Genomic DNA, 18,993 nt, shown 5'->3' on the forward strand with positions numbered 1-18,993 from the left:
GCGCTTGTGAAAGCTGGAACAAAGTTCGTGGCGGAGGTCACAAGGAATCGGCAGTGACGTCCCTCACGAGACCGTGATATCGCAGGTCAGCGATGGTGTTCAACCCTCCCGGCGGCGCGCGCGGTACGCCGCCACGGCGGCGCGGTTGCTGCACCGGTCGCTGCAGAACCGGCGGGACCGGTTGCGGGACAGGTCCAGCACGACGCCGCGGCAGGTGGGGTCCGCGCAGATCGACAGGCGCGAGACCTCGTCCGCGCGGAGCAGATCGGCCATGGCCAGGGCCGTCTCGGCCAGGATGCGCCGCGCGAAGGGGGCGTCGTCGTCGACGGCGTGGAAGTGCCAGCCCGTGTCGCCGTGCCGGACGACGCGCGGGACGGCGCCGAGCTCCGCCAGGAGCTCGTTCACGAGGGCCGCCGCTGCCGCGGGTTCGGCCGTGAGGAGTTCCCGCAGGCGCGGCCGGACGGCCTGGACCTCGGCGAGTTCGGCGGTGTCGCCGTCGTGGCGGCCGGTGTAGAGGTTCGCCACGTAGAACGCGTCGAGCTCGGCGACGGTCTCCAGGGTCAGCGGCGGTTCGGCGGAGTTGACGAGCGCGACCGCGGCCCGCAGCGCCTCCTCGGTGTCATGCTCGAAAAGCATGTTGACATATTACCTCCTCGCTCCGTACCGTCATGAGCCATGGCGGACTTGACGCATGACATCACGGCGGTACCGGCGGCGGGCACGCCTTCCGGAAGCACCTCGCCGGCCGCGCCCTCCGGAGGCGCACCGGCCGCGGTCGCACCCACCGGAAGCGCACCGGCCGCGGTCGCGCCCACCGGAAGCACGCCGCCTGCGGTCGCGCCCGTCGATAGCACGCCCCCTGAGGTCGCACCCGCTACCGGCGTGCGCCCGGCGGTCGTCCGGCCGCGACGTCGCCCCGGGCGCCTGACCGTCGGTTACCTCTTCGCCCTGGTCTCGGCCATGGCGTTCGGCCTGTCCGGCTCCTTCGCCAAGGGCCTGCTCGACGCCGGGTGGTCGGCCGGCGCCGCGGTCACCCTCCGCGTCCTGATCGGCGCGGCCGTGCTCGCCGTCCCCGCGCTGCTCGCCCTGCGCGGCCGCTGGTCCCTGCTGCGGGAGAACGCGTGGGTGTTCGCCGTCTACGGCCTCGTCGCCGTCGCGGGCACGCAGCTCACCTACTTCTACGCCGTGTCCTACATGGACGTGGCGGTCGCGCTGCTCATCGAGTTCCTGGCGCCGATCGTCGTCGTCGGCTGGATGTGGGCGCGCCACGGCCGCAGGCCGGGGCCCTGGGTCGTGGCGGGCGGCGCGGTCGCGCTGACCGGCCTGGCGCTCGTGCTGGACCTCGCCGCCGGTGGCGGCATCAGCGCCCGCGGCGTCCTGTGGGCGCTGGGCGCGATGGCGGGGTGCGCCGTGTACTTCGTGATGTCCGCGCGCCCGACGCCGCTGCCGCCGGTCACCCTCGCGGCGGGCGGTCTCCTGGTGGGCGGCGCGGTCCTGCTGGTCGCGGGCCTCGTCGGCGTCGTCCCGTTCGACGTCGCCCTGGTGCCCGTCCGGTTCCGGGACCTCACGGTGGACTGGTGGGTGCCGGTTCTCGGGCTCGGCCTCGTGACGGCCGCGGTCGCCTACGTCGCGGGGATCGCGGCGAGCCGCCGCCTCGGCGCCCGGCTCGCCTCGTTCGCGGGGCTGAGCGAGGCGGTCCTGGCCGTGATCTTCGCCTGGCTGCTGCTGGGCCAGTCCCTCGGCGCGATCCAGCTCCTGGGCGGCGCGCTGATCCTGGCGGGCGTCGTCATGGTCCGCGCCGGCGAGACCGCCTGACCGCGCAACGCGCCCCCGAACCCGGCGCCGCCGCCGCATTGTCCAGTCGGCCCGACGTCGCTCGGTCGGCCCAAAGTCGTGCAGTCGGCCGCCCGGGGAGCCGATTTTGCGACATCGAGCCGACCGCATCCGCCGGCCACCCATCCGCCGCCCAGACGTACGGAGGCCGCCCCGGAGCTCAGGGCGGCCTGCCGATCCCGGCTACAGCGCCTTGACGATGTCCTCCACGCGGTCCTTCGCGTCGCCGAAGAGCATCTGCGTGTTCTCCCGGAAGAACAGCGGGTTCTGCACGCCCGCGTAACCCGTGGCCATCGACCGCTTGAAGACGACGACGTCGCGCGCGTGCCACACCTCCAGCACCGGCATCCCCGCGATCGGCGAGCCCGGGTCCTCCTGGGCGGCCGGGTTCACGGTGTCGTTGGCGCCGATCACGAGGACGACGTCGGTGTCCGCGAAGTCCCCGTTGATCTCGTCCATGCCCTCGACGATGTCGTAGGGCACGCGCGCCTCGGCGAGCAGCACGTTCATGTGCCCGGGCAGGCGCCCGGCCACCGGATGGATCGCGAACCGCACGCGCACGCCGCGCTCGGTCAGCTTGGCCGCGAGGTCCGCCACCGGGTACTGCGCCTTGGCCACGGCCATGCCGTACCCCGGCGCGATGATCACCGATCTCGCGCCCACCAGCTGTTCCGCGACCGCGACCGCCGTCGTCTCGCGGTGCTCGCCCGCCGGCCCGTCCGACGACGCCGCCCCGGTCCCCTGCCCGAACCCGCCCAGGATCACCGACACGAACGACCGGTTCATCGCCTTGCACATCAGGTAGCTGAGGATCGCACCCGAGGACCCCACCAGCGCCCCGGTGATGATCAGCAGGTCGTTGCCGAGCATGAACCCGGCCGCGGCCGCCGCCCACCCGGAGTACGAGTTCAGCATCGAGACGACGACGGGCATGTCGCCGCCGCCGATCGCCGCGACCAGGTGCCAGCCGAGCGCGAGCGCCAGCACGGTCATGACCAGCAGCGGCACCACCGGCAGGAAGCCTCCGGGCTGCGCCGCGACCAGGTACCACGCCAGCAGCCCGGCGCAGGCGATCACGACGGCGAGGTTCAGCCAGTTCCGCGCGGGCAGCATGACGGGCGCCGACTTGACCCGCCCGGACAGCTTCCCGAACGCCACGAGGGACCCGGTCAGCGTCACCGCCCCGATGAGCACGCCGAGGTAGATCTCGGTCGCGTGCGCCGCGCTCGCGTGCCCGCCCACGTCCTCGGTCCGCCAGTCAGCACCCGCCGGGTACGACGTCAGGAACGACCCGAACCCCACCAGCACCGCCGCCGCCCCCACGAACGAGTGCAGCAGCGCGATGAGCTCGGGCATCTGCGTCATCTCGACGCTGCGCGCCCGCCAGGTCCCCACCGCCGCGCCGATCACCAGCACGAGCAGGATCAGCGCCGCGGTCACGCCCCACGGGCGCTGCGAGCTCACCAGCGCGAGCGCGATCGTCGCGCCCAGCGCCAGGACCATGCCGATCATGCCGAGGTTGACGCCGCGCCGGGCGGTCTCCTGCCTCGACAACCCCGCGAGCGACAGGATGAACAGCACCGCCGCCACGACGGAGGCGCCCTGAGCCAGTCCGTGGATCGTCATCGCGCGCCCCCTCCGGCGGCCGTTCCAGAGGCCGCGGCACCCGCGCCGCCACCCGCGCCACGCGCACCCGCGCGGCGGCCCCCGCCGTCGTCGTCCTCGTCCGCACGGCGGAACATCCGCAGCATCCGCCGCGTCACCAGGAACCCGCCGAAGATGTTGATGCTCGCCACGGTCGCGGCGATCGTCGCGAGCACCGTCACCAGCAGCGACGACGACCCGATCTGCAGCAGCGCTCCGACCAGGATGATCCCGGACACGGCGTTGGTCTGGCTCATGAGCGGCGTGTGCAGGGCGTGCGTGACGTTGGAGATCACGTAGAACCCGACCACGACGGCGAGCGCCAGCACGACGAAGTGCCCCGCGGTGTCCGCGGGCGACGCGGCCACGGCCAGCCCCGCCAGCACGGCGCCCGCCACGGCGAGCGCCTTGCCGAGCCACGCGGGCCGTCGTCGGCCCTCCTCCTGGGCGACGACGGCGGCCGCGGCCGCATCGGTCCCGTCCGTGCCCGACGACGCCGGCGCGGCCGACGGCGCCGCGCTCACCTGCACCGGAGGCGGCGGCCACAGGACGTCGCCGTCGCGGGCGACGGTCATGCCGCGCTGGACGATGTCGTCGAGGTCGAGCGTCAGCTCGCCGTCCTTGCCGGGTGTCAGCAGGGTGAGCAGGTTGGCGACGGCCGTGCCGTAGAGCTCGGAGGTGTGCCGCGGCATGCGCGCGGGCAGGTCGGTGTACCCGAGCACGACGACGCCGTTCGGGGTCACGACCCGCTCGCCCGGCACGGTCAGCTCGCAGTTGCCGCCGCCGGGTGCGGCGAGGTCCACGATGACGGAACCGGGGCGCATCGCGGCGACCGCCTCGGCCGTGAGGGTCGTGGGCGCGGTGCCGCGCACGAGGGCGGTGGTGATGACGACGTCGGCCGCGGCGGCCTCGCGCGTGTACAGGGCCAGCGCGGCGGCGAGCTGCTCCTCGGTGAGCGGGGCGGCGTAGCCGTCCGCGCTGACCTGCTGCTGCGCGGCGGGTTCGGAGACGAACTCGGCGCCCATGGACTCGATCTGCTCGGCGACCTCGGGCCGCACGTCGAACGCCCGCACGCGCGCGCCGAGCGAGGTCGCGGCGCCGAGCGCGGCGAGCCCCGCCACGCCCGCACCGATCACGAAGACCGTGGCGGGCCGGGTGGAGCCCGCTGCGGTGACCTGGCCGCCGAACATCCCGGAGTACTCGGCCGCGGCCTCGACCACGGCGCGGTAGCCGGCGACGTTGGAGAGCGCGGACAGCACGTCGAGCGACTGCGCCCGGGAGATGCGGGGGACGGCGTCGAGCGCGAGCGCCGTGACGCCCCGCCCGGCCAGCGCCGCCGTGCGCTCCGGGCGCGCGGCGGGGGCGAGCTGGGCGATCAGCGTGGCGCCGGGGCGCAGCCGCTCGGCGACGTCGTCGGGCACGGCCGTGCAGACCACCACGTCCGACTCCCAGGCCACGTCCGGGTCCGAGGTGACCAGTGCGCCGGCCTCCCGGTAGGCGTCGTCGCGCAGACCGGCGGCGTCGCCCGCCCCGGCGGTCACGACGACGTCGTACCCGAGCGCGGTCAGCCGGGAGACCGTCGACGGCGTCGTGGCGACCAGCGGACCCGCGTCGTCGGGGATCCCTATCTGCATCTCTGCCTACCCTTCGGTGGTGATCCGGCGCGGCACCGGGAACGTGACGGGCAGCCGGACCGGCTGCCGCAGGAACGGCGTCGGCGCCCAGCTCAGGTCGCCCGGGTCGCCGTCGAACGTCAGGTGCAGGCGCCGCACCAGCGTCTCGACGGTGATGCGGGCGATCGCACGCGCCAGGCGCGGCGCGGGGCAGGCATGCGGCCCGGCGCCGAACGACAGGTGGGCGCGGTTGCCGATGAGGTCCCAGGAGTCGTCGGCCATGACCGCGGGATCGTGGTGCGCGGCGTGCACCGACATCACCACGGCCTCGCCCTGCTCGATGAGCTTGTCGCCCAGGATGACCTCACGGGTCGCGTAGCGGGGCGTCAGGTTCGGGTTGGGCGTCGAGCGCCACAGGACGCTGTCGAGGATGTCGTCGATGTCGGCGCGGCCGCCGCTGAGGCGGGCCGAGAACCGCTCGTCGGTGAGGATCAGGGCGAGGGTCTGCGCCACCCACGGCAGGATCGTGGTGCTGGCCGTGGAGGTGAGGGCGATCAGGGTCTGGGCGCGTTCCCGGTCGTCGTTGAATGCCGGGTGGCGGGCCAGCGAGCCGGCGATGTCGCGGGACCTGCGGTCGCGGCTGCGCTCGAGGTGGCCGCGCACGATCTCCTGCAGCTCCTTCGTCAGGCCGCGGGCGTCCGGCCCGGTCTCGAAGATCGCCCGGGTGATCTCCTGCAGGCGCTGGGCGTCCTCCGGGTCGTACCCGGCCAGCTCGGACAGCACGAGGAACGGCACCGCGGCCGCGTACTCCGCCACCAGGTCCGCGCTGCCGCGCTGCTCGAACCGGTCGATGAGCATGGAGCACAGCCGGCGCGTCACGACCGCCGTGCGGATCTCGTCGACCTCCTCCAGCGCGTCGTCGATCGGGGCCCGCAGGCGCGCGTGCTCCGCGCCGTCGGTGTTGATCGCGGTGGGCTGCGCAACGCGGGAGATGAGCAGGTGCAGGCCGGACTGCGGGCCGAGCAGATCGTCGGCGTGGCCGCGCCAGATCGACGGGTCCTTCGTGAAGCCGCGGTCGTCGCGCATGACGGCGACCACCTCGGAGTGTCCCAGCACCAGCCACGCGGGGACGCCGGGCTCCAGGTCGACCGGCGCCACCCCGCCCCAGCGTTCCCGCAGGCGCGCGTAGACGGCGGTCGGGTCGGCCCCGGACGTGGTCTCGGACAGCAGCAGGCGGTCGCGCACCTCGCGCAGGCGCACCACGTGGTCGTACGGGCCGGGCCAGGGTCCCGGGCTACCGAGCCTGGGCAACGACGGGCGGCTCTCCTGCTGATCGGGCCTCACGGCACGCTCCTGCTGTTCGGTCATGCTGTCCCCTCGGTCCACGTCCAGGTCTGCGACTGGTCAATGGAGTCTCAGGGATGCTAGCCGACGAAGACGCGCGTTCCGGTCACGAATTGCTCACCGCGGCCGATGGGTGGCGGTGAATTTCGGCGGGGCGAAACCCGGCCGGCGCGCCTCCGTGTTCGCGGGAGCCGGGCGAGCTCAGCGGCGGCGCCGGGCCAGGACGCGCTCCCGCAGGCGCAGCACCCACGCCGCGTGCACCGGCATCGGCCGGGCCGCCTGCAGCAGCCCGCACGACACGGCGAGCGCCAGCAGCCCCAGCACCCAGCCGCCGGGGATGTCGCTGAGCCAGTGGTAGTCCACCAGGGCCATGATCCAGCCGGAGGCCAGGGCCACCAGCCCGGACACGATCATCCAGGGCGCCATCAGCCGCGGCCGCGGCCGCAGCCCGCCCTCGCCGATCAGCAGGATGCCCGCCATCGCCCAGGTGTAGGCGGCGTTCGCCGCGTGCCCGGACGGCCAGGCCCGCCCGCCGCCGTGCAGCACGTCGACGCCGGTCCAGGGCATCGTGCGGCCCAGCCCGAACTTGATCCCGTAGCCGATCACGGCGATGGTCGCCAGCCCCGCGAGGACCACGACCAGCGGCCGCCAGTCCCGGTCGCGGAGCGTGAGCCAGGCCGCGAGGATCCCGAGCACGGGGAGGGTGAACAGGCGCTCGCCGGTGACGCTGGCGAACTCGTCGAGCAGCCACTTGCCGATCCCGGTGGGCATGCCGGCCTCGGCCCAGAGGTGGAAGCGCCAGTCGGCGGCGACGAACGGGCCGCTCACGGCGACCTGCCACGCCCCCGCCACGAGCAGCAGCGCGGACACTCCCCCGAGCCACCACACCCAGGGGGCGACCTGACCTGAGGGGACGAGCTTCACGGTGGCGATCCTACGGGGCCGCGCGTGAAGAGCACGGCCCCGGCGCGGCCCCGGCGCGAGGCGGCCTCAGCGCAGGAGGTGCAGGTTCGGCTCGTGGGCGGCGTCCGCGAGCTCGGCGACCTGGATGACCTCCCGGCCCGCCCGCCGCAGCAGGTCCGCCCCCTGGGCCTCCACGAACAGGGAGGGTTCCGACCAGGCGAACACGACCCGCGGGATGCCCACGGCCAGGATGTGCTCGGTGCAGGTCACCTCGCGCGAGAGCCGGCGGCCGCACGGCTCCAGCGACGAGTAGATGGTGGCCGCGCGCAGGCGCCGGCGGTCGGCGGCGGCGACGTCGGCCAGCGCCGCCTCCTCCGCGTGCTCGGTCAGGTCGTGGCGGCGCGACCAGCCGCGGCCCAGCACGACGCCGTCGTCGGCCACGATGAGCGCGCCGACGCTGAACGCGGTGCGCGACGGCGGGCAGCGGTGGGCGAGGGCGATCGCCTCGGCGAGGAACTCGCGGTCGGCGCGCGTCGCCGCCGCGGGGCCGGTCATCGCACCCGTCATCGTCCCAGGCCGCTCGCATGCATGCACCCAGTCTGTCAGGTGGAACATGGCCGCACGGTTACCGGCAACCCAGCATCCCGTTGCGGTTTCGTGACCTGCACGGACGGTCGGCCGAGGCCCGCAGATCACGGCGCCATAACCATTCGACGAGCGGTGTGAAGGCCTCGTGCGACCCGGGCACCCGGCCGGGCAGGTGGGTGAATTCGCTCGTAGGATCGCGCACGATGTTGCGATTTCAGGGGGCACAATTCCAGGGGGCGTCGTATCCGGCCGGGCCGGGCGAGGACGACCTGTCCGGCGGCCGGTTCGTCGTGATCGACCGCACCCTCACGGCCACGTCCGTCACCGAACCGGGCGCCACGCGGGCCGCGGTGTCGGCCGTCGCCGACCACGTCCGGGCCGATCTGCGCACGGTGCGGCACGGGACGCTCGCCGAGTCGTGGGTCGCCCCGGCGGCCACCGGCGTCCTGCTCGTACTGGCGTTCGCGTGGGCGGTGTTCCAGGTGGCCGCGGCCGGCCCGTTCGTCGCCTGGGACCAGATCTCACGGGAGTGGGTCTACGCGCACCGGGCCACGGGCTTTGCCGAGGCGTTGCTCGAGTTCCAGGCGTTCGTCACGGGCGAGCGCTGGGTCACCGTGCCCGTCGCCATGGGCGTCGCGGCCCTCGTGGCGTACCGGCAGCACTGGCTGCGGCCCCTGTACGCGGTGACGGCGGGACTGGCCACGATCGCGGCGATCGGCTACCCGGTGAAGTTCGGGCTGGGCAGGTCCAGCCCGGTCACGGGGCTGGACGTGCTGCACGCCGGCGGCCAGGCGTTCCCGAGCGGGCACGCGGCCAACACCGCGTTCACCGCGACGGTCGTCGTGTTCCTCCTGTACGGCTCGGCGGGGCTGCGCCCGGACCGGGAGAAGTTCCGCCGGGGCGTGCTGTACGTGGGCGGGCTGCTCGGCGTGACGGGCGTGCTGGTGCTGCTGATGGGCTACCACTGGCTCAGCGACATCCCGGGCGGCTGGCTGATGGGCTTCATCGCGGTGTGCGTGTCGCTCACGGTGCTGCACTGGCCGCGGCGGGCCGGCGACGAGGCCCGGGAGGTCGACCGTGAGGCGGCCGCCTCGCGGGTCAGTAGGTGGTGATCGCGGTCTCCTTGACCGAGAGCCAGACCTCGCGGCCCGGGGTGAGGCCCAGGTCGCGGGTGGCCGCCGGGGTGACGTCGGCGATGAGGTCGTGGTCGCCGTGGAGCTGGAGGCGGATCTGGTCGCCGTGCGGCGACGCGCCGCGGATGGTGCCGCGCCAGTGGTTGCGGGCCGAGTCGTCGGGCTCGTGCAGCGACACCGTGACCGACGACGGCGGGAACGCGCGGAACGTGGTCCCCTCGCGGATCACGTTGAGGCCCACCAGCCGCGCGACGTGCTCCGTGCGCGGGCGCGCGGCGACCTCCTGCGGGGTGCCGGTCTGGGCGAGCCGCCCGCGGTCCAGCACCGCGACCCGCGTCGCGAGGGTGAGCGCGTCGAGCGCGTCGTGGGTGACGAGCACGGCGACGCCGTCGTAGGCGGCGAGGTGCCGCGACAGCTCGATCCGCAGCGCCGCCGCGACGCCGACGTCGAGCCCCGCGAACGGCTCGTCCAGGAGCAGCAGCGCTGGCTCGGCGGCGAGCGCCCGCGCGATCGCGACGCGCTGCGCCTGCCCGCCGGAGAGCCGGCCCGGGCGCCGCGCGGCGAGCTCCCCCACGTGCAGCCGGTCCAGCCAGTCCCGCGCGGTGTCCCGCGCCCGCGCGGCGGGCACCCCGCGCGAGCGCGGCCCGAACGCCACGTTCTCCAGGGCGCTGAGGTGCGGGAAGAGCCGCTGGTCCTGGAAGACGACGCCGGCTCGCCGGTGCTGCGGCGGCAGGCTGCCCAGGTCGGCACCGCCGAGCCGTACCTCGCCCCCGGCGGGCACGAGCCCGGCGAGCGCCTGCACGAGCGTGGTCTTGCCCGCCCCGTTGGGCCCGACGACGGCGACGACGTCGCCGGGCGCGGCGGACAGCTCGACGTCCAGGCGGCCGGGTACCGCAAGGCGCGCCGACAATCCTGCGACCGGAGCGTCTCGCGCGCCCCCGGGCGAACTGGCGGACAGGCCACCACGCCGCCCGTCCGGCAGGCCGCGAACCTCGCCGCCGGCGCTCACGCCGTCACCAGCCAGCGGTCCCGGAGGGCGAGCAGGACCCCGACGGAGACCAGCAGCATCACGAGGCTCAGGGCGAGGACGGCGTCGGCGTCGGACTGCCGCTCGACGTAGATCAGCGTCGGCATGGTCTGGGTGAGGCCCGGGTAGTTGCCGTTGAAGGTGATGGTCGCGCCGAACTCGCCGAGCGAGCGCGCCCAGCCCAGGACCAGGGCGGCGGCGATGCCGGGCAGCGCCAGCGGCACGGTGACCCGCCGGAACGTGAGCCAGCGCGAGGCGCCGAGGGTCGCGGCGGCGTCGTCGTACCCGGGACCGGCGGCCCGCAGGGCGCCCTCCGTGCTGATGACGACGAACGGCAGCGCGACGAAGACGTGCGCGAGCACGACGCCCCACGTCGTGTACGGGAAGGCGAAACCGGTGAGGCCGAGCAGCGGCTCCCCGAGCAGGCCGGACCGGCCGAAGGCCGTCCGCAGCGCGACGCCCGCGACGACGGGCGGCAGCACCATCGGGACGATGACGAGCGAGCGGACGAGCCGGCGGCCCGGGAAACCGACCCGGGCCAGGACCCAGGCGAGCGGTAGGCCGACGACCAGGCAGATCACCATGGCCGCGGTCGACGTGAGGATCGACAGCCACAGCGCCTCGCGGACGACGTCCCGCCCGAGCGCCGCGACGAGGCTCGCCGGATCGGTCGCGGCGACCATCGTGACCAGCGGGACCACCAGGATCAGCAGCCCGAGCGCCGCGGGGACCGTCAGCAGCAGCGGCGCCCGGCCGAGCGGGTCGCGGCGCCGGCGCGGCCCGGGCGCGGCAGGCGTGTCCGGCGTCGGATCGGTCACGGCTGCCCGAAACCCGCTCCGGCCAGGGCCGCCCGGCCCTCGGGGCCGGTGACGAGGTCGATCCAGGCCCGGGCGAGGTCCGCGTCGGCGGCCTGGGCCAGGGGGGCGACGGCGTAGGCGTTCCGGGCGGCGTCGGCGCCCTCGATCTCGATCGCGTCCACGGAGCCGCCCGCGGACACGGCGTCGGTGGCGTAGACCAGCGCCGCGTCGGCCTCGCCGGATGTGACCTTGTCGAGGGTGGCGCGGACGTCCTCCTCCAGGCTGGCGGGTTCGGCCGGCACCCCGGCGTCCTCGAGGAGGGCGACGGCGGCGCGGCCGCAGGGCACCTCGTCGGCGCAGCGGACCCAGGTGGTGCCCGCCAGGTCGGCGAGGGACTCGATACCGGCCGGGTTGCCCGGCGCCGTCGCGATGACGAGGGTGTTCGTCGCGAAGATCGCGGGGCCGACGGCGGCGCCCGCGTCGGCGGCGACGGTCATCGCGGCCTCGTCCGCGGTCGCGAGGACGTCGCCGGGGGCGCCGTCGGCGGCCTGTTCGGCCAGGTCCGTGCTGGACCCGAACGAGAACTCGACGTCGACGCCGTCGTGCGCCGCCTCGAACTCCTCCCCCAGGTCCGTGAACACCTCCGTGAGCGAGGCCGCGGCGAGCACCTGCAGCGACCGCTCGTCCCCGCTCGCCCCGCTCGTGCAGCCGGCGAGCACGCCCGCGACGACCACCGCACCGACCCACCGCCCGCATGTCCTCCTGGCCATGGGCCCCACGATAAACCGCGACCTGCGCACCGCGGGGTGGCGCCCGCGGCGCCGGGTCACCCGGTGAGGCGGACCGTGAGGAGCTGGTCGTCGTCCGGGCCCGGGGTGCCGCGGCCGTCGGTGTTGTTGGTGAGGAACCAGAGGCTGCCGTCCGGGGCGAGGGCGACGTCGCGCAGGCGGCCGTACTCGCCCGCGTAGTACTCCGTGGACCGGTCCGGGTTCGCGACCGGGATTGCGCGCAGCACCGAGCCGCGCAGGTTCGCGACGAAGATCGTGTCGCCCGCGATCCCCAGGCCGCTCGGGCTCGCCTCGGAGGTCGCCCACTGCTGCACCGGGTCGGTGTACTCGCCGCCGCCCCCGATCCCCTCGACCTCCGGCCAGCCGTAGTTGCCGCCCGGCTCGATGACGTTCAGCTCGTCCCAGGTGTTCTCGCCGAACTCGCTCGCGAACAGCGTGCCGTCGGCGGCCCAGTCGAGGCCCTGCACGTTGCGGTGGCCGTAGCTCCAGACGAGCGAGCCCTCGAACGGGTTGTCGCCGGGGACGCCGCCGTCGGGCGTCATCCGCAGGATCTTGCCCGACAGGCTCCCCAGGTCCTGGGCGGCCGCCGCGTTCCCGGCGTCGCCCGTCGTCGCGTACAGCATCCCGTCCGGCCCGAACGCGATCCGCCCGCCGTCGTGGAACGACGCGCGCGGGATCCCGTCGAGGATCGTCTCGGCGGCGCCCAGCCCGAGCGAGCCGGGTTCGCCCGTCAGCTCGATCCGCTGGATCCGGTTGTCCTGCGCGGTGGTCGAGTAGGCGTACAGGGCGCCGTCGTCGGCCACGGTGATCCCGAGCAGCCCGCCCTCGCCGCCCGGGGCGACGCCCTCGACCGTCCCCACGAACCGCGTGCCGCCGTCGCCGAGCAGCTCGAGCACCTCGCCGCTGTCCCGCAGGCTGATCAGCGCGGTCTCGCCGAGGAAGGTGAACGACCACGGCGCGTCCAGCCCGGTCGTGACCGCCTCCGGCTCGCCGTCGGGTTCGACGGCGCCCGGCTCCGCCGTCGTCCCGGTGCCCGACGACGTCCCGGTGCCCGACGACGCCTCCGCGCCGGAACCCGATCCCGACGCGCCCGACCCGGGCACGGCGGACGACGGCGCGCCGCCGTCGGGCCCCGCGGGATCCGCGGCCGGGCCCGGGGCCGCGCACCCCACGACAGCCATGCAGACGGCCCAGGTCATCGCGAGTGCGCTCATCGGTCTCCTCATGTCCCTGAGTCTGACGGTTCACCGGGCCCGGACCAACCCCGTCCCCCGCGAACGGGGAAGGCCCGGATCCAGGGATGAAATCAGATCTTCACCTGGTAGGGGAAGGATGTGAATCGTTCACGACACCCGGAGCGCCCCGGGAGGGGTCCCGGGAACGTGGTGCCAGGCTTCCGGCCAGGAAACCAAGGAGGACGACCATGACCAGCGAGTCCCGCACCGACGGCCTCGAGACACTGCCCGGCGACCTGGGCAGCCTCGCCCACGGCGTGCCCGACAGGATCGCCGGGACCCTCTACGTGAAGTCGTTCGCGGGCGGCGTCCGGCAGCGCCCGCGGCCCGGCGCCGAGCTGACCTTCGGCAGGGAGAAGCCGAAGGTGGGGGTGCTCGTCGGCGGCGACGACCGCAACGTCAGCCGCACGCACGGGATCCTGCGGTACGACAGCGGCCACTGGTGGCTCCGCAACAACGGCCGGCGCAACCTGCAGCTGCCCGGGACCACGCAGCTGTTCACGGAGAGCGAGCCGTACCCGCTGCAGCCGGGCTACACCCCCGTGTTCATCCGCACCGCCCCGCGCTGCACGTACCTCGTGGAGATCTTCGTGACCGACGGGACCGGACAGGGCCCGCGGCCGGTCTACGGCGATCCCACGTTCGAGGGACACAGCTGGCCGCTCCACCCGGTCGAACGGCTCGCGCTGGTCGCGACGGCCCAGCCGTACCTGCTGCACGAGGAGCACCCCGAGCCGTGGGCCCGCGACGCCGTGGCCACGCTGCTGGCCGAGGTGGACCCGGCGGGCAACTGGAACAGGTCGAAGGTGGGCCGCGTCGTCGACGGTGTCCGTGAGCGCCTCGCGAAGGCCGGCGTCAAGGGTCTGCTGGCCCAGGAGGTGGGCCAGCCGGTGGGCAACCGCCTCAAGCACAACCTCATCGTGGAACTGATGGCGTCCCGCTCGATCGTCCCGCCGGACCTGGAGCTGCTGGACTGATCCGGGGGCGGTGGGTTCAGGGGGCGGGTTCGAGGACGACGACGGGGGTCGGGCGGGAGCGGAGCCTCGCGAGCGCGTCGAGGTCGGAGCCCTCGCCGAACTGGGTCCTGAAGGTGTCCCAGAGGCGGGCGTGCTCCGAGCCGGTGGCCTCGCGGGCGCGGACGCGGCGGCGGTCGTCGCCGGGGAGGATCACGGTGGCGTCGGGGTTCGCCTGCAGGTTCAGCCACCAGGCCGGCGGCGGGTCACCCCAGCCGTTCATCGCCAGGGTGACCACGTTCGGCCCGTCCTCGAAGTAGGCGACGATGACGGCGCGGTCCCGGCCGGACCTCCGGCCGGTCGTGTGCATCCGCATCATGCCGAAGGCGCCGGGCTTCGGCCGTCGCAGGCCGAGCCGCCCGCCGGAGACCCGGTAGAGGGCGCGATGCACCTGCCACGCGGTGAGGATGAACCAGCGGGGCGGCACCTTCGCCCCGGAGCCTGCGGTCTGATCAGCGCCCATGTCGCAATGATCGCGGCGGCGCCCCGCCCGGACAACGGTTCGCGCCATCATTCACCCGCTCGGATCGACTCACCGGTCAGGGTCGCAGGGTCCGGGGGAATCCTGTCCATCGCAGCTCGTGACCCAGGTGGCTCATGTCGCTGAACATGACGACGCTCGGGGGCAGGCCGATCCGGTACTCGATCACGGTCAGCGCGGCGTTGGCGCTGCTGAGGCCGAGCCACCGCGTTCGTGGCGCATCCAGGGCATCGCGAACGAGCCACGCGATCGGGTAGGCGTGGGTGACGAGCACCTCATGCAGGTCATCCGCACCCTCGGACGGCTTGGCGAACCTCGTGGTGAGACTCCGGGCGATCTCGTGCGCGGCCGCGGCCTCGGCTGCTTCGTAGCCGTCGAAGAACGGGACCCACGACGGCGGGGTCTCCTCCGGTGAGGGCACATAGGGCACATGGTCGATCAGTTCGGCGGCCTCACCCACCGGGACGTCGCCGCTGAGGTAGGTATCGAGCTCCCGGGCGGAGTCTGCGGCGCGGGGCAACGGGGAATGCCAGACCGCGTCAACGGGCAGGTGCGCGAGTCGCCGGCCGAGGCGGCGAGCTTGTTCGCGTCCCAGCTCCGTGAGACCGCCGAACGCGTCGGCGTCACCGTGGCGGGCGATGTAGAGATACCTGGTGGCCATCAGCATGCCGGGAGCATCACGACAGTGCTCGCGCGCTCCTTCCTCCGGACGGGGTCACGGTTCCGGCCGTGCCGTCCACCGTGATGCGGGCACCGTTGGTGATGCAGGTCGTGGCACCGGGGACGCCGAGCACCGCAGGGATGCCGTACTCGCGCGCGACGATCGCCGCGTGCGAGAGAGCACCGCCGGTCTCCGTGACGACGCCGGCAGCGATCGTGAACAGCGGGGTCCACGCCGGGTCGGTGTAGCGGCACACCACGATGTCGCCGCCGCGGACGGCCGGGAAGTCCGAAGGGCCGCGCACGATGCGAGCGGGAGCGGTGACCGTGCCGTGGGAGCCGGGTGTGCCGACCAGCGCTCCGGCCGGAATGGACAGGGCAGGAACGCGGCCGGCGGGCAGGGGCGCGGTGACCGGGCGGGCCTGCAGGATCCACACCGCGCCGTCGGCCACCGCCCATTCGACGTCCTGGCGACCGCCGAGAATGCGTGCCGTCCGGCCACCCAGATCCGTCAGTGTGGCCACCGTAGCGTCGTCCAGCACTCGCGCATGCTGGTGATCGGGGGTGACGGTGCTGGTCACGACGCCGCTGCCCGCGCGGCTGAGGTCGGTGCGCGCCTGCTTCCCGCCGATCGACCGACCGATGGTGCCGTCGGCCGCGGCCTCGTAGCTGTCCGGGGTGACGGTTCCACCCACGACGGACAGCCCCAGGCCCCAGGACGCCTCGATCCGGGTCAGGCCTCCCGGCTGCTCGGGCGTGAACATCACGCCCGAGGCCTCGGCCTCGATCACCGGCTGCACGAGCACCGCCATCCCCGGCACCGAGGACGGATCGCTCCCGCCGGTTCGCCTCCGGTAGGGGCCGACTCGTGCCGCACGAGCTGAGGCGCGGCACACCGCGATCGCCCGGCACACCTCGTCCGTGCCCCTGGCTCCGATGACGCTCTCGTACTGGCCGGCCGCCGAGGCGCCAGCGGTGTCCTCGTCCACCGCCGACGAACGTACCGCCACCGCCGGGACATCGAGCCACGCGAGCTCGGCGGCCACCGCATCGCGCAGAGAACTCGCTGTCTCGGTACCGGACGGATGGACATCGGCTGGTACGACGAACCCATCGGGCACCGGCAGCCCCTCACGCAGCAGCTCCCCGAGCGCACCCGCCTTGTGGCCCGAGGCGGCAGGGGTTGCCTCACGAAGCCTTGTCAGCATCGCACTCCGATCAACGAAACGTTGACAACAATCTGTTGATAGTAGCAGGATGGGCGACGTGAAACGCAAGCACGACCTCGAACGACCCGCCGTCGCCGACGACGCGCAGGCCCTGCGTGAGCGCGACGCCCAGGACCGCCTTCTCGCACAGGGCGGGGACCAGATCGAGCCACGGCCGTGGCGGCCCGCAGCCATGCCGCCCTCGGCGGTCGATCTCACCCAGTACGCGCTCTGGCGCTCGTCCGACCTGGGTCTGGACGGGGTGTCGAGTGCCCTCACCCTGCTCCGGGCCGCACGCGCCGAACTCGAGAGCGTCGAGGTCGCCCTGCTCTTCGTGGCGCGCAGCGAAGGGATGACCTGGGCGCAGATCGCCGAGGCGATGGGGTTCCGTTCCCCGCAGGCCTGCCAGCAGTACGTCAACCGGCTCAGCGCCAGACAGGAAAAGCAGCCATGACCCGCCGTTCAGAGCCAGAGTTCCTCGTGCTGCACGCGGTACGGCTTCTGGGATTCGGCGACAGCCCGTTGCTGGCCGAGCGCGCCGGAACCAGCCACGCCGAAGCTCTGCGGGTGCTCAGCGAGGCCGAACGCGCGGGCTGGGTGCAGTACCTCGCGTTCGCCGACCTCGCCGGCTGGTCGCTCACCGACGCGGGCAAGGCGGAGAACGAGCGCCGGCTGGCAGCCGAACGCGCCGACGCCGACCGCGAAGGCGTCATCGAGAGCACCTACCGCCGGTTCCTTCCGCTCAACGCCCGGCTGCTGCGCGCCGTCACCGACTGGCAGATCAAACCGACCGAGGCAGACCGCTTCGCCCCGAACGACCACTCCGACCAGGCGTGGGACGAACGCATCCTCGCTGAGCTCACGGCGCTCGGCAGGGAGCTCGCCCTCTTGACCGAACGCCTCCACGCTGTCCTGGCGAGATTCGACGGATACGCGGTCCGCTACGCATCGGCGCTGGACCAGGCCAAGGGCGGGCGGCACCAGTGGATCGACAGCACCGATGTCAACTCCTGCCACCGGACCTGGTTCCAGCTCCACGAGGACCTGATCGCCACCCTCGGCGTCGACCGAGGAAGAGAGGTCCCGGGCAGCCCAGCGTAAGACCGTCGGCTCCCCGGGCCGATCCGGCCTCAGTCCCGGGCGTCCGTGTGGCCGAGGGACCGGCCCGGGGCGATCAGGTCACGGACGCGACGCTTGAGGTCGGTGATCTCGGGGAACCCGCCGTCGCTCTTGCGGTTCCAGACGTGCTCGTCGCCGACGTCGATCCGGAACACCCCGCCGGTGGCGGGGACGAGCGCGATCTCACCGATCTCGTCGGCGAACGTCTGCAGCAGCTCCCCCGCGTACCACTGGGCGCGCAGCTGCCAGCGGCACTGGGTGCAGAAGGTGATCACGATGCGCGGTTCGGCCATGGCGCCACTCTGCCACGACGGGCGCGAGGGCCCGGCGGGCGATCATCGCGCGGCCGCGGTGCCCTCCGGGGCCGCCGACGCCGTCGGCCCGCCTCCGGCAACGGGCTCCGCCCGTGCGACCAACGCGGCGAACGCCACGGCGCCGACGACGCCGAGCGCGCTCGCCGCGCCGAACCGCCCGTCGACCGCGTACGACGCGACCGACGTCAGGAACACCCCGGCCGCGATCCCGAACGCGAACAGCAGGGCGCGGCCCGCCCACCGCGCCGGCGCCAGGGCGGCGCCCAGGAGCAGGGCGCAGAGCACGAGATCGGGAACGAGGAACAGGTTCTCGGGCCGCCAGGAGTCGTGGACGAACAGGAACGCGAACGTCGTGACACCGAGCACGAGCGCCCCCACCCTGCCTGCCGTGACGGTACGCATATCGGTCTCCTCCGGTCGGGCGATGCTGAGGTCTACAGCGTAGACACGGACCTCGCGCTTGTCTACGTCGTAGACTTACCCGGTTCCGGAGCGGAGGGGGTCACGATGGGCAGGCCGGAGCGGCTCACACCCGCGGCGATCGCGGCCGCGGCGCTGCGCCTCGGCGACCGCGAGGGTCCCGCCGCGATGTCCATGCGCCGCATCGCCGCGGACCTCGGCTGCGATCCCATGGCGCTGTACCGCCATTTCGCCAACCGTGAGGCGCTGCTGGACGCCGTCGCCGACGCCGCGCTCGCCGGCGCACGCGATCCCGGCCCGGCCGTCCCGTGGGACGACCGGCTGCGGGCGATCACCACGGAGATCCGCTCCTGCGCGCTCCGCCATCCGGGCATCGCCGCGCATGTGGCGGCACGCCCGCCGCTCGGCGAGCACGGCCTGCGGCTCGGTGCCGGCCTGTTCGCCGCGCTGACCGAGGCCGGCCTGCCGGCGTCCGACGTCGTGCGCTCCTCGCAGGCGCTGATCGCCTACCTCGCCGCCGCCCTGGCGATGAGCGTGCGCGCCGGGAGCCGCGATGCCCGCTGGGAACAGGTCAGCCGGGCCGTGACGGGCCTGCCGGACGGGCCACCGGGCGACGAGATGTTCGCGGTGGGCTCGGACGAGCAGTTCGGGTACGGCCTGCGGTTGCTGATCAACGGCATCCGCGCGGAGGCTGCGGGCCGGAGCTAGGCCGAGGGATCCCCGTCACGGGAAGGAAGAAAATGGGTGGAGCTGAGGGGACTCGAACCCCTGACCCTCTGCATGCCATGCAGATGCGCTACCAGCTGCGCCACAGCCCCAGTGCCCGCCGGATCCGGCGGACCCGAGAAGCATACGCAGCCCGAGGGCAACCGG

At 73.8% G+C, this 18,993-nt stretch carries 21 protein-coding genes and 1 tRNA gene; 6 read left to right on the top strand and 16 right to left on the bottom strand.

All coding sequences use genetic code 11. The features are described 5' to 3' along the window. Positions 1–99: 99 nt before the first annotated feature. Positions 100–636 carry a CGNR zinc finger domain-containing protein gene (locus ABD208_RS14265; protein ID WP_344104003.1) on the bottom strand — a complete coding sequence of 179 codons (537 nt, stop codon included), beginning with the start codon at positions 634–636 and terminating at the stop codon, positions 100–102. Positions 637–675: 39 nt separating this feature from the next. On the opposite strand from ABD208_RS14265, the gene ABD208_RS14270 reads away from it, so the two are divergent. After that, positions 676–1,815 (top strand): EamA family transporter, encoded by a 1,140-nt coding sequence (locus tag ABD208_RS14270; protein WP_344104006.1) that lies wholly within the window; start codon positions 676–678, stop codon positions 1,813–1,815. 201 nt (positions 1,816–2,016) lie between these two features. On the opposite strand, the gene pntB is transcribed toward ABD208_RS14270, so the two are convergent. The 5 genes from pntB to ABD208_RS14295 form a co-directional block, all read right to left on the bottom strand. Then, on the bottom strand, positions 2,017–3,459 hold the full coding sequence (gene pntB / locus ABD208_RS14275; RefSeq protein ID WP_344104008.1) for a Re/Si-specific NAD(P)(+) transhydrogenase subunit beta: 1,443 nt from the start codon (positions 3,457–3,459) through the stop codon (positions 2,017–2,019). After that, entirely contained in the window at positions 3,456–5,111 is a 1,656-nt protein-coding gene (locus ABD208_RS14280; RefSeq protein WP_344104010.1) for a Re/Si-specific NAD(P)(+) transhydrogenase subunit alpha, read from the bottom strand. Before ABD208_RS14280 ends, pntB begins: the two co-directional genes overlap by 4 nt. A gap of 6 nt (positions 5,112–5,117) precedes the next feature. Beyond that, complete coding sequence (locus tag ABD208_RS14285) at positions 5,118–6,458, bottom strand: cytochrome P450 (RefSeq protein ID WP_344104012.1); 1,341 nt, start codon at positions 6,456–6,458, stop codon at positions 5,118–5,120. A gap of 177 nt (positions 6,459–6,635) precedes the next feature. Then, positions 6,636–7,358, bottom strand: a complete 723-nt coding sequence (locus ABD208_RS14290) for a phosphatase PAP2 family protein (RefSeq protein ID WP_344104014.1) — start codon at positions 7,356–7,358, stop codon at positions 6,636–6,638. A 66-nt stretch (positions 7,359–7,424) separates the two neighbouring features. After that, a complete protein-coding gene (locus tag ABD208_RS14295; RefSeq protein WP_344104017.1) occupies positions 7,425–7,952 on the bottom strand; it encodes a cytidine/deoxycytidylate deaminase family protein in 528 nt (175 codons plus the stop codon). A gap of 176 nt (positions 7,953–8,128) precedes the next feature. Between ABD208_RS14295 and ABD208_RS14300 the strand changes: the two genes are divergently transcribed. Beyond that, positions 8,129–9,037, top strand: coding sequence for a phosphatase PAP2 family protein (locus ABD208_RS14300; protein WP_344104019.1), 909 nt, complete (start codon positions 8,129–8,131; stop codon positions 9,035–9,037). Here ABD208_RS14300 and ABD208_RS14305 read toward each other — a convergent pair. The 4 genes from ABD208_RS14305 to ABD208_RS14320 all read right to left on the bottom strand — a co-directional run bounded on the left by ABD208_RS14305 (position 9,024) and on the right by ABD208_RS14320 (position 12,884). Further along, positions 9,024–9,968: an ABC transporter ATP-binding protein gene (locus ABD208_RS14305; protein ID WP_344104021.1), complete on the bottom strand. Its 945-nt coding sequence runs from the start codon at positions 9,966–9,968 to the stop codon at positions 9,024–9,026. The genes ABD208_RS14300 and ABD208_RS14305 overlap by 14 nt on opposite strands. Positions 9,969–10,063: 95 nt before the next feature. Then, positions 10,064–10,903, bottom strand: coding sequence for an ABC transporter permease (locus tag ABD208_RS14310; RefSeq protein ID WP_344104023.1), 840 nt, complete (start codon positions 10,901–10,903; stop codon positions 10,064–10,066). Next, on the bottom strand, positions 10,900–11,652 hold the full coding sequence (gene modA, locus ABD208_RS14315; protein WP_344104025.1) for a molybdate ABC transporter substrate-binding protein: 753 nt from the start codon (positions 11,650–11,652) through the stop codon (positions 10,900–10,902). Before modA ends, ABD208_RS14310 begins: the two co-directional genes overlap by 4 nt. A gap of 56 nt (positions 11,653–11,708) precedes the next feature. Next, entirely contained in the window at positions 11,709–12,884 is a 1,176-nt protein-coding gene (locus ABD208_RS14320) for a PQQ-dependent sugar dehydrogenase (RefSeq protein WP_344104027.1), read from the bottom strand. Positions 12,885–13,093: 209 nt separating this feature from the next. Here ABD208_RS14320 and ABD208_RS14325 point away from each other — a divergent pair, with 209 nt between their 5' ends. Continuing rightward, complete coding sequence (locus tag ABD208_RS14325) at positions 13,094–13,882, top strand: FHA domain-containing protein (RefSeq protein WP_344104029.1); 789 nt, start codon at positions 13,094–13,096, stop codon at positions 13,880–13,882. A 16-nt stretch (positions 13,883–13,898) separates the two neighbouring features. Here the strand turns inward: ABD208_RS14325 and ABD208_RS14330 are convergent, their stop codons facing one another. From ABD208_RS14330 to ABD208_RS14340, 3 genes are all read right to left on the bottom strand, one after another. Further along, a complete protein-coding gene (locus ABD208_RS14330; protein WP_344104032.1) occupies positions 13,899–14,381 on the bottom strand; it encodes a nitroreductase/quinone reductase family protein in 483 nt (160 codons plus the stop codon). A 76-nt stretch (positions 14,382–14,457) separates the two neighbouring features. Further along, entirely contained in the window at positions 14,458–15,066 is a 609-nt protein-coding gene (locus ABD208_RS14335; protein WP_344104034.1) for a histidine phosphatase family protein, read from the bottom strand. Between the two features lie 10 nt (positions 15,067–15,076). Beyond that, on the bottom strand, positions 15,077–16,267 hold the full coding sequence (locus ABD208_RS14340) for a PEP/pyruvate-binding domain-containing protein (protein ID WP_344104036.1): 1,191 nt from the start codon (positions 16,265–16,267) through the stop codon (positions 15,077–15,079). Between the two features lie 49 nt (positions 16,268–16,316). Here ABD208_RS14340 and ABD208_RS14345 point away from each other — a divergent pair, with 49 nt between their 5' ends. After that, positions 16,317–16,721 (top strand): SANT/Myb-like DNA-binding domain-containing protein, encoded by a 405-nt coding sequence (locus ABD208_RS14345; RefSeq protein ID WP_344104038.1) that lies wholly within the window; start codon positions 16,317–16,319, stop codon positions 16,719–16,721. After that, positions 16,718–17,368: a transcriptional regulator gene (locus tag ABD208_RS14350; RefSeq protein WP_344104041.1), complete on the top strand. Its 651-nt coding sequence runs from the start codon at positions 16,718–16,720 to the stop codon at positions 17,366–17,368. The genes ABD208_RS14345 and ABD208_RS14350 overlap by 4 nt, the downstream gene beginning before the upstream one ends. Before the next feature lie 29 nt (positions 17,369–17,397). On the opposite strand, the gene ABD208_RS14355 is transcribed toward ABD208_RS14350, so the two are convergent. Continuing rightward, the gene (locus tag ABD208_RS14355) at positions 17,398–17,679 is read right to left on the bottom strand and encodes an Rdx family protein (RefSeq protein ID WP_344104043.1); all 282 of its coding nucleotides are present in this window, start codon (positions 17,677–17,679) and stop codon (positions 17,398–17,400) included. Positions 17,680–17,721: 42 nt separating this feature from the next. Next, positions 17,722–18,102, bottom strand: a complete 381-nt coding sequence (locus ABD208_RS14360; RefSeq protein ID WP_344104045.1) for a hypothetical protein — start codon at positions 18,100–18,102, stop codon at positions 17,722–17,724. A 105-nt stretch (positions 18,103–18,207) separates the two neighbouring features. On the opposite strand from ABD208_RS14360, the gene ABD208_RS14365 reads away from it, so the two are divergent. Next, positions 18,208–18,828: a TetR/AcrR family transcriptional regulator gene (locus ABD208_RS14365; protein WP_344104047.1), complete on the top strand. Its 621-nt coding sequence runs from the start codon at positions 18,208–18,210 to the stop codon at positions 18,826–18,828. Positions 18,829–18,865: 37 nt separating this feature from the next. Here the strand turns inward: ABD208_RS14365 and ABD208_RS14370 are convergent. Continuing rightward, positions 18,866–18,938, bottom strand: a tRNA-Ala gene (locus ABD208_RS14370). Positions 18,939–18,993: the final 55 nt, after the last annotated feature.

Origin of the sequence: Myceligenerans crystallogenes (genome assembly GCF_039529775.1) — a bacterium.
GTDB classification, from domain to species: Bacteria; Actinomycetota; Actinomycetes; order Actinomycetales; family Cellulomonadaceae; genus Myceligenerans; species Myceligenerans crystallogenes.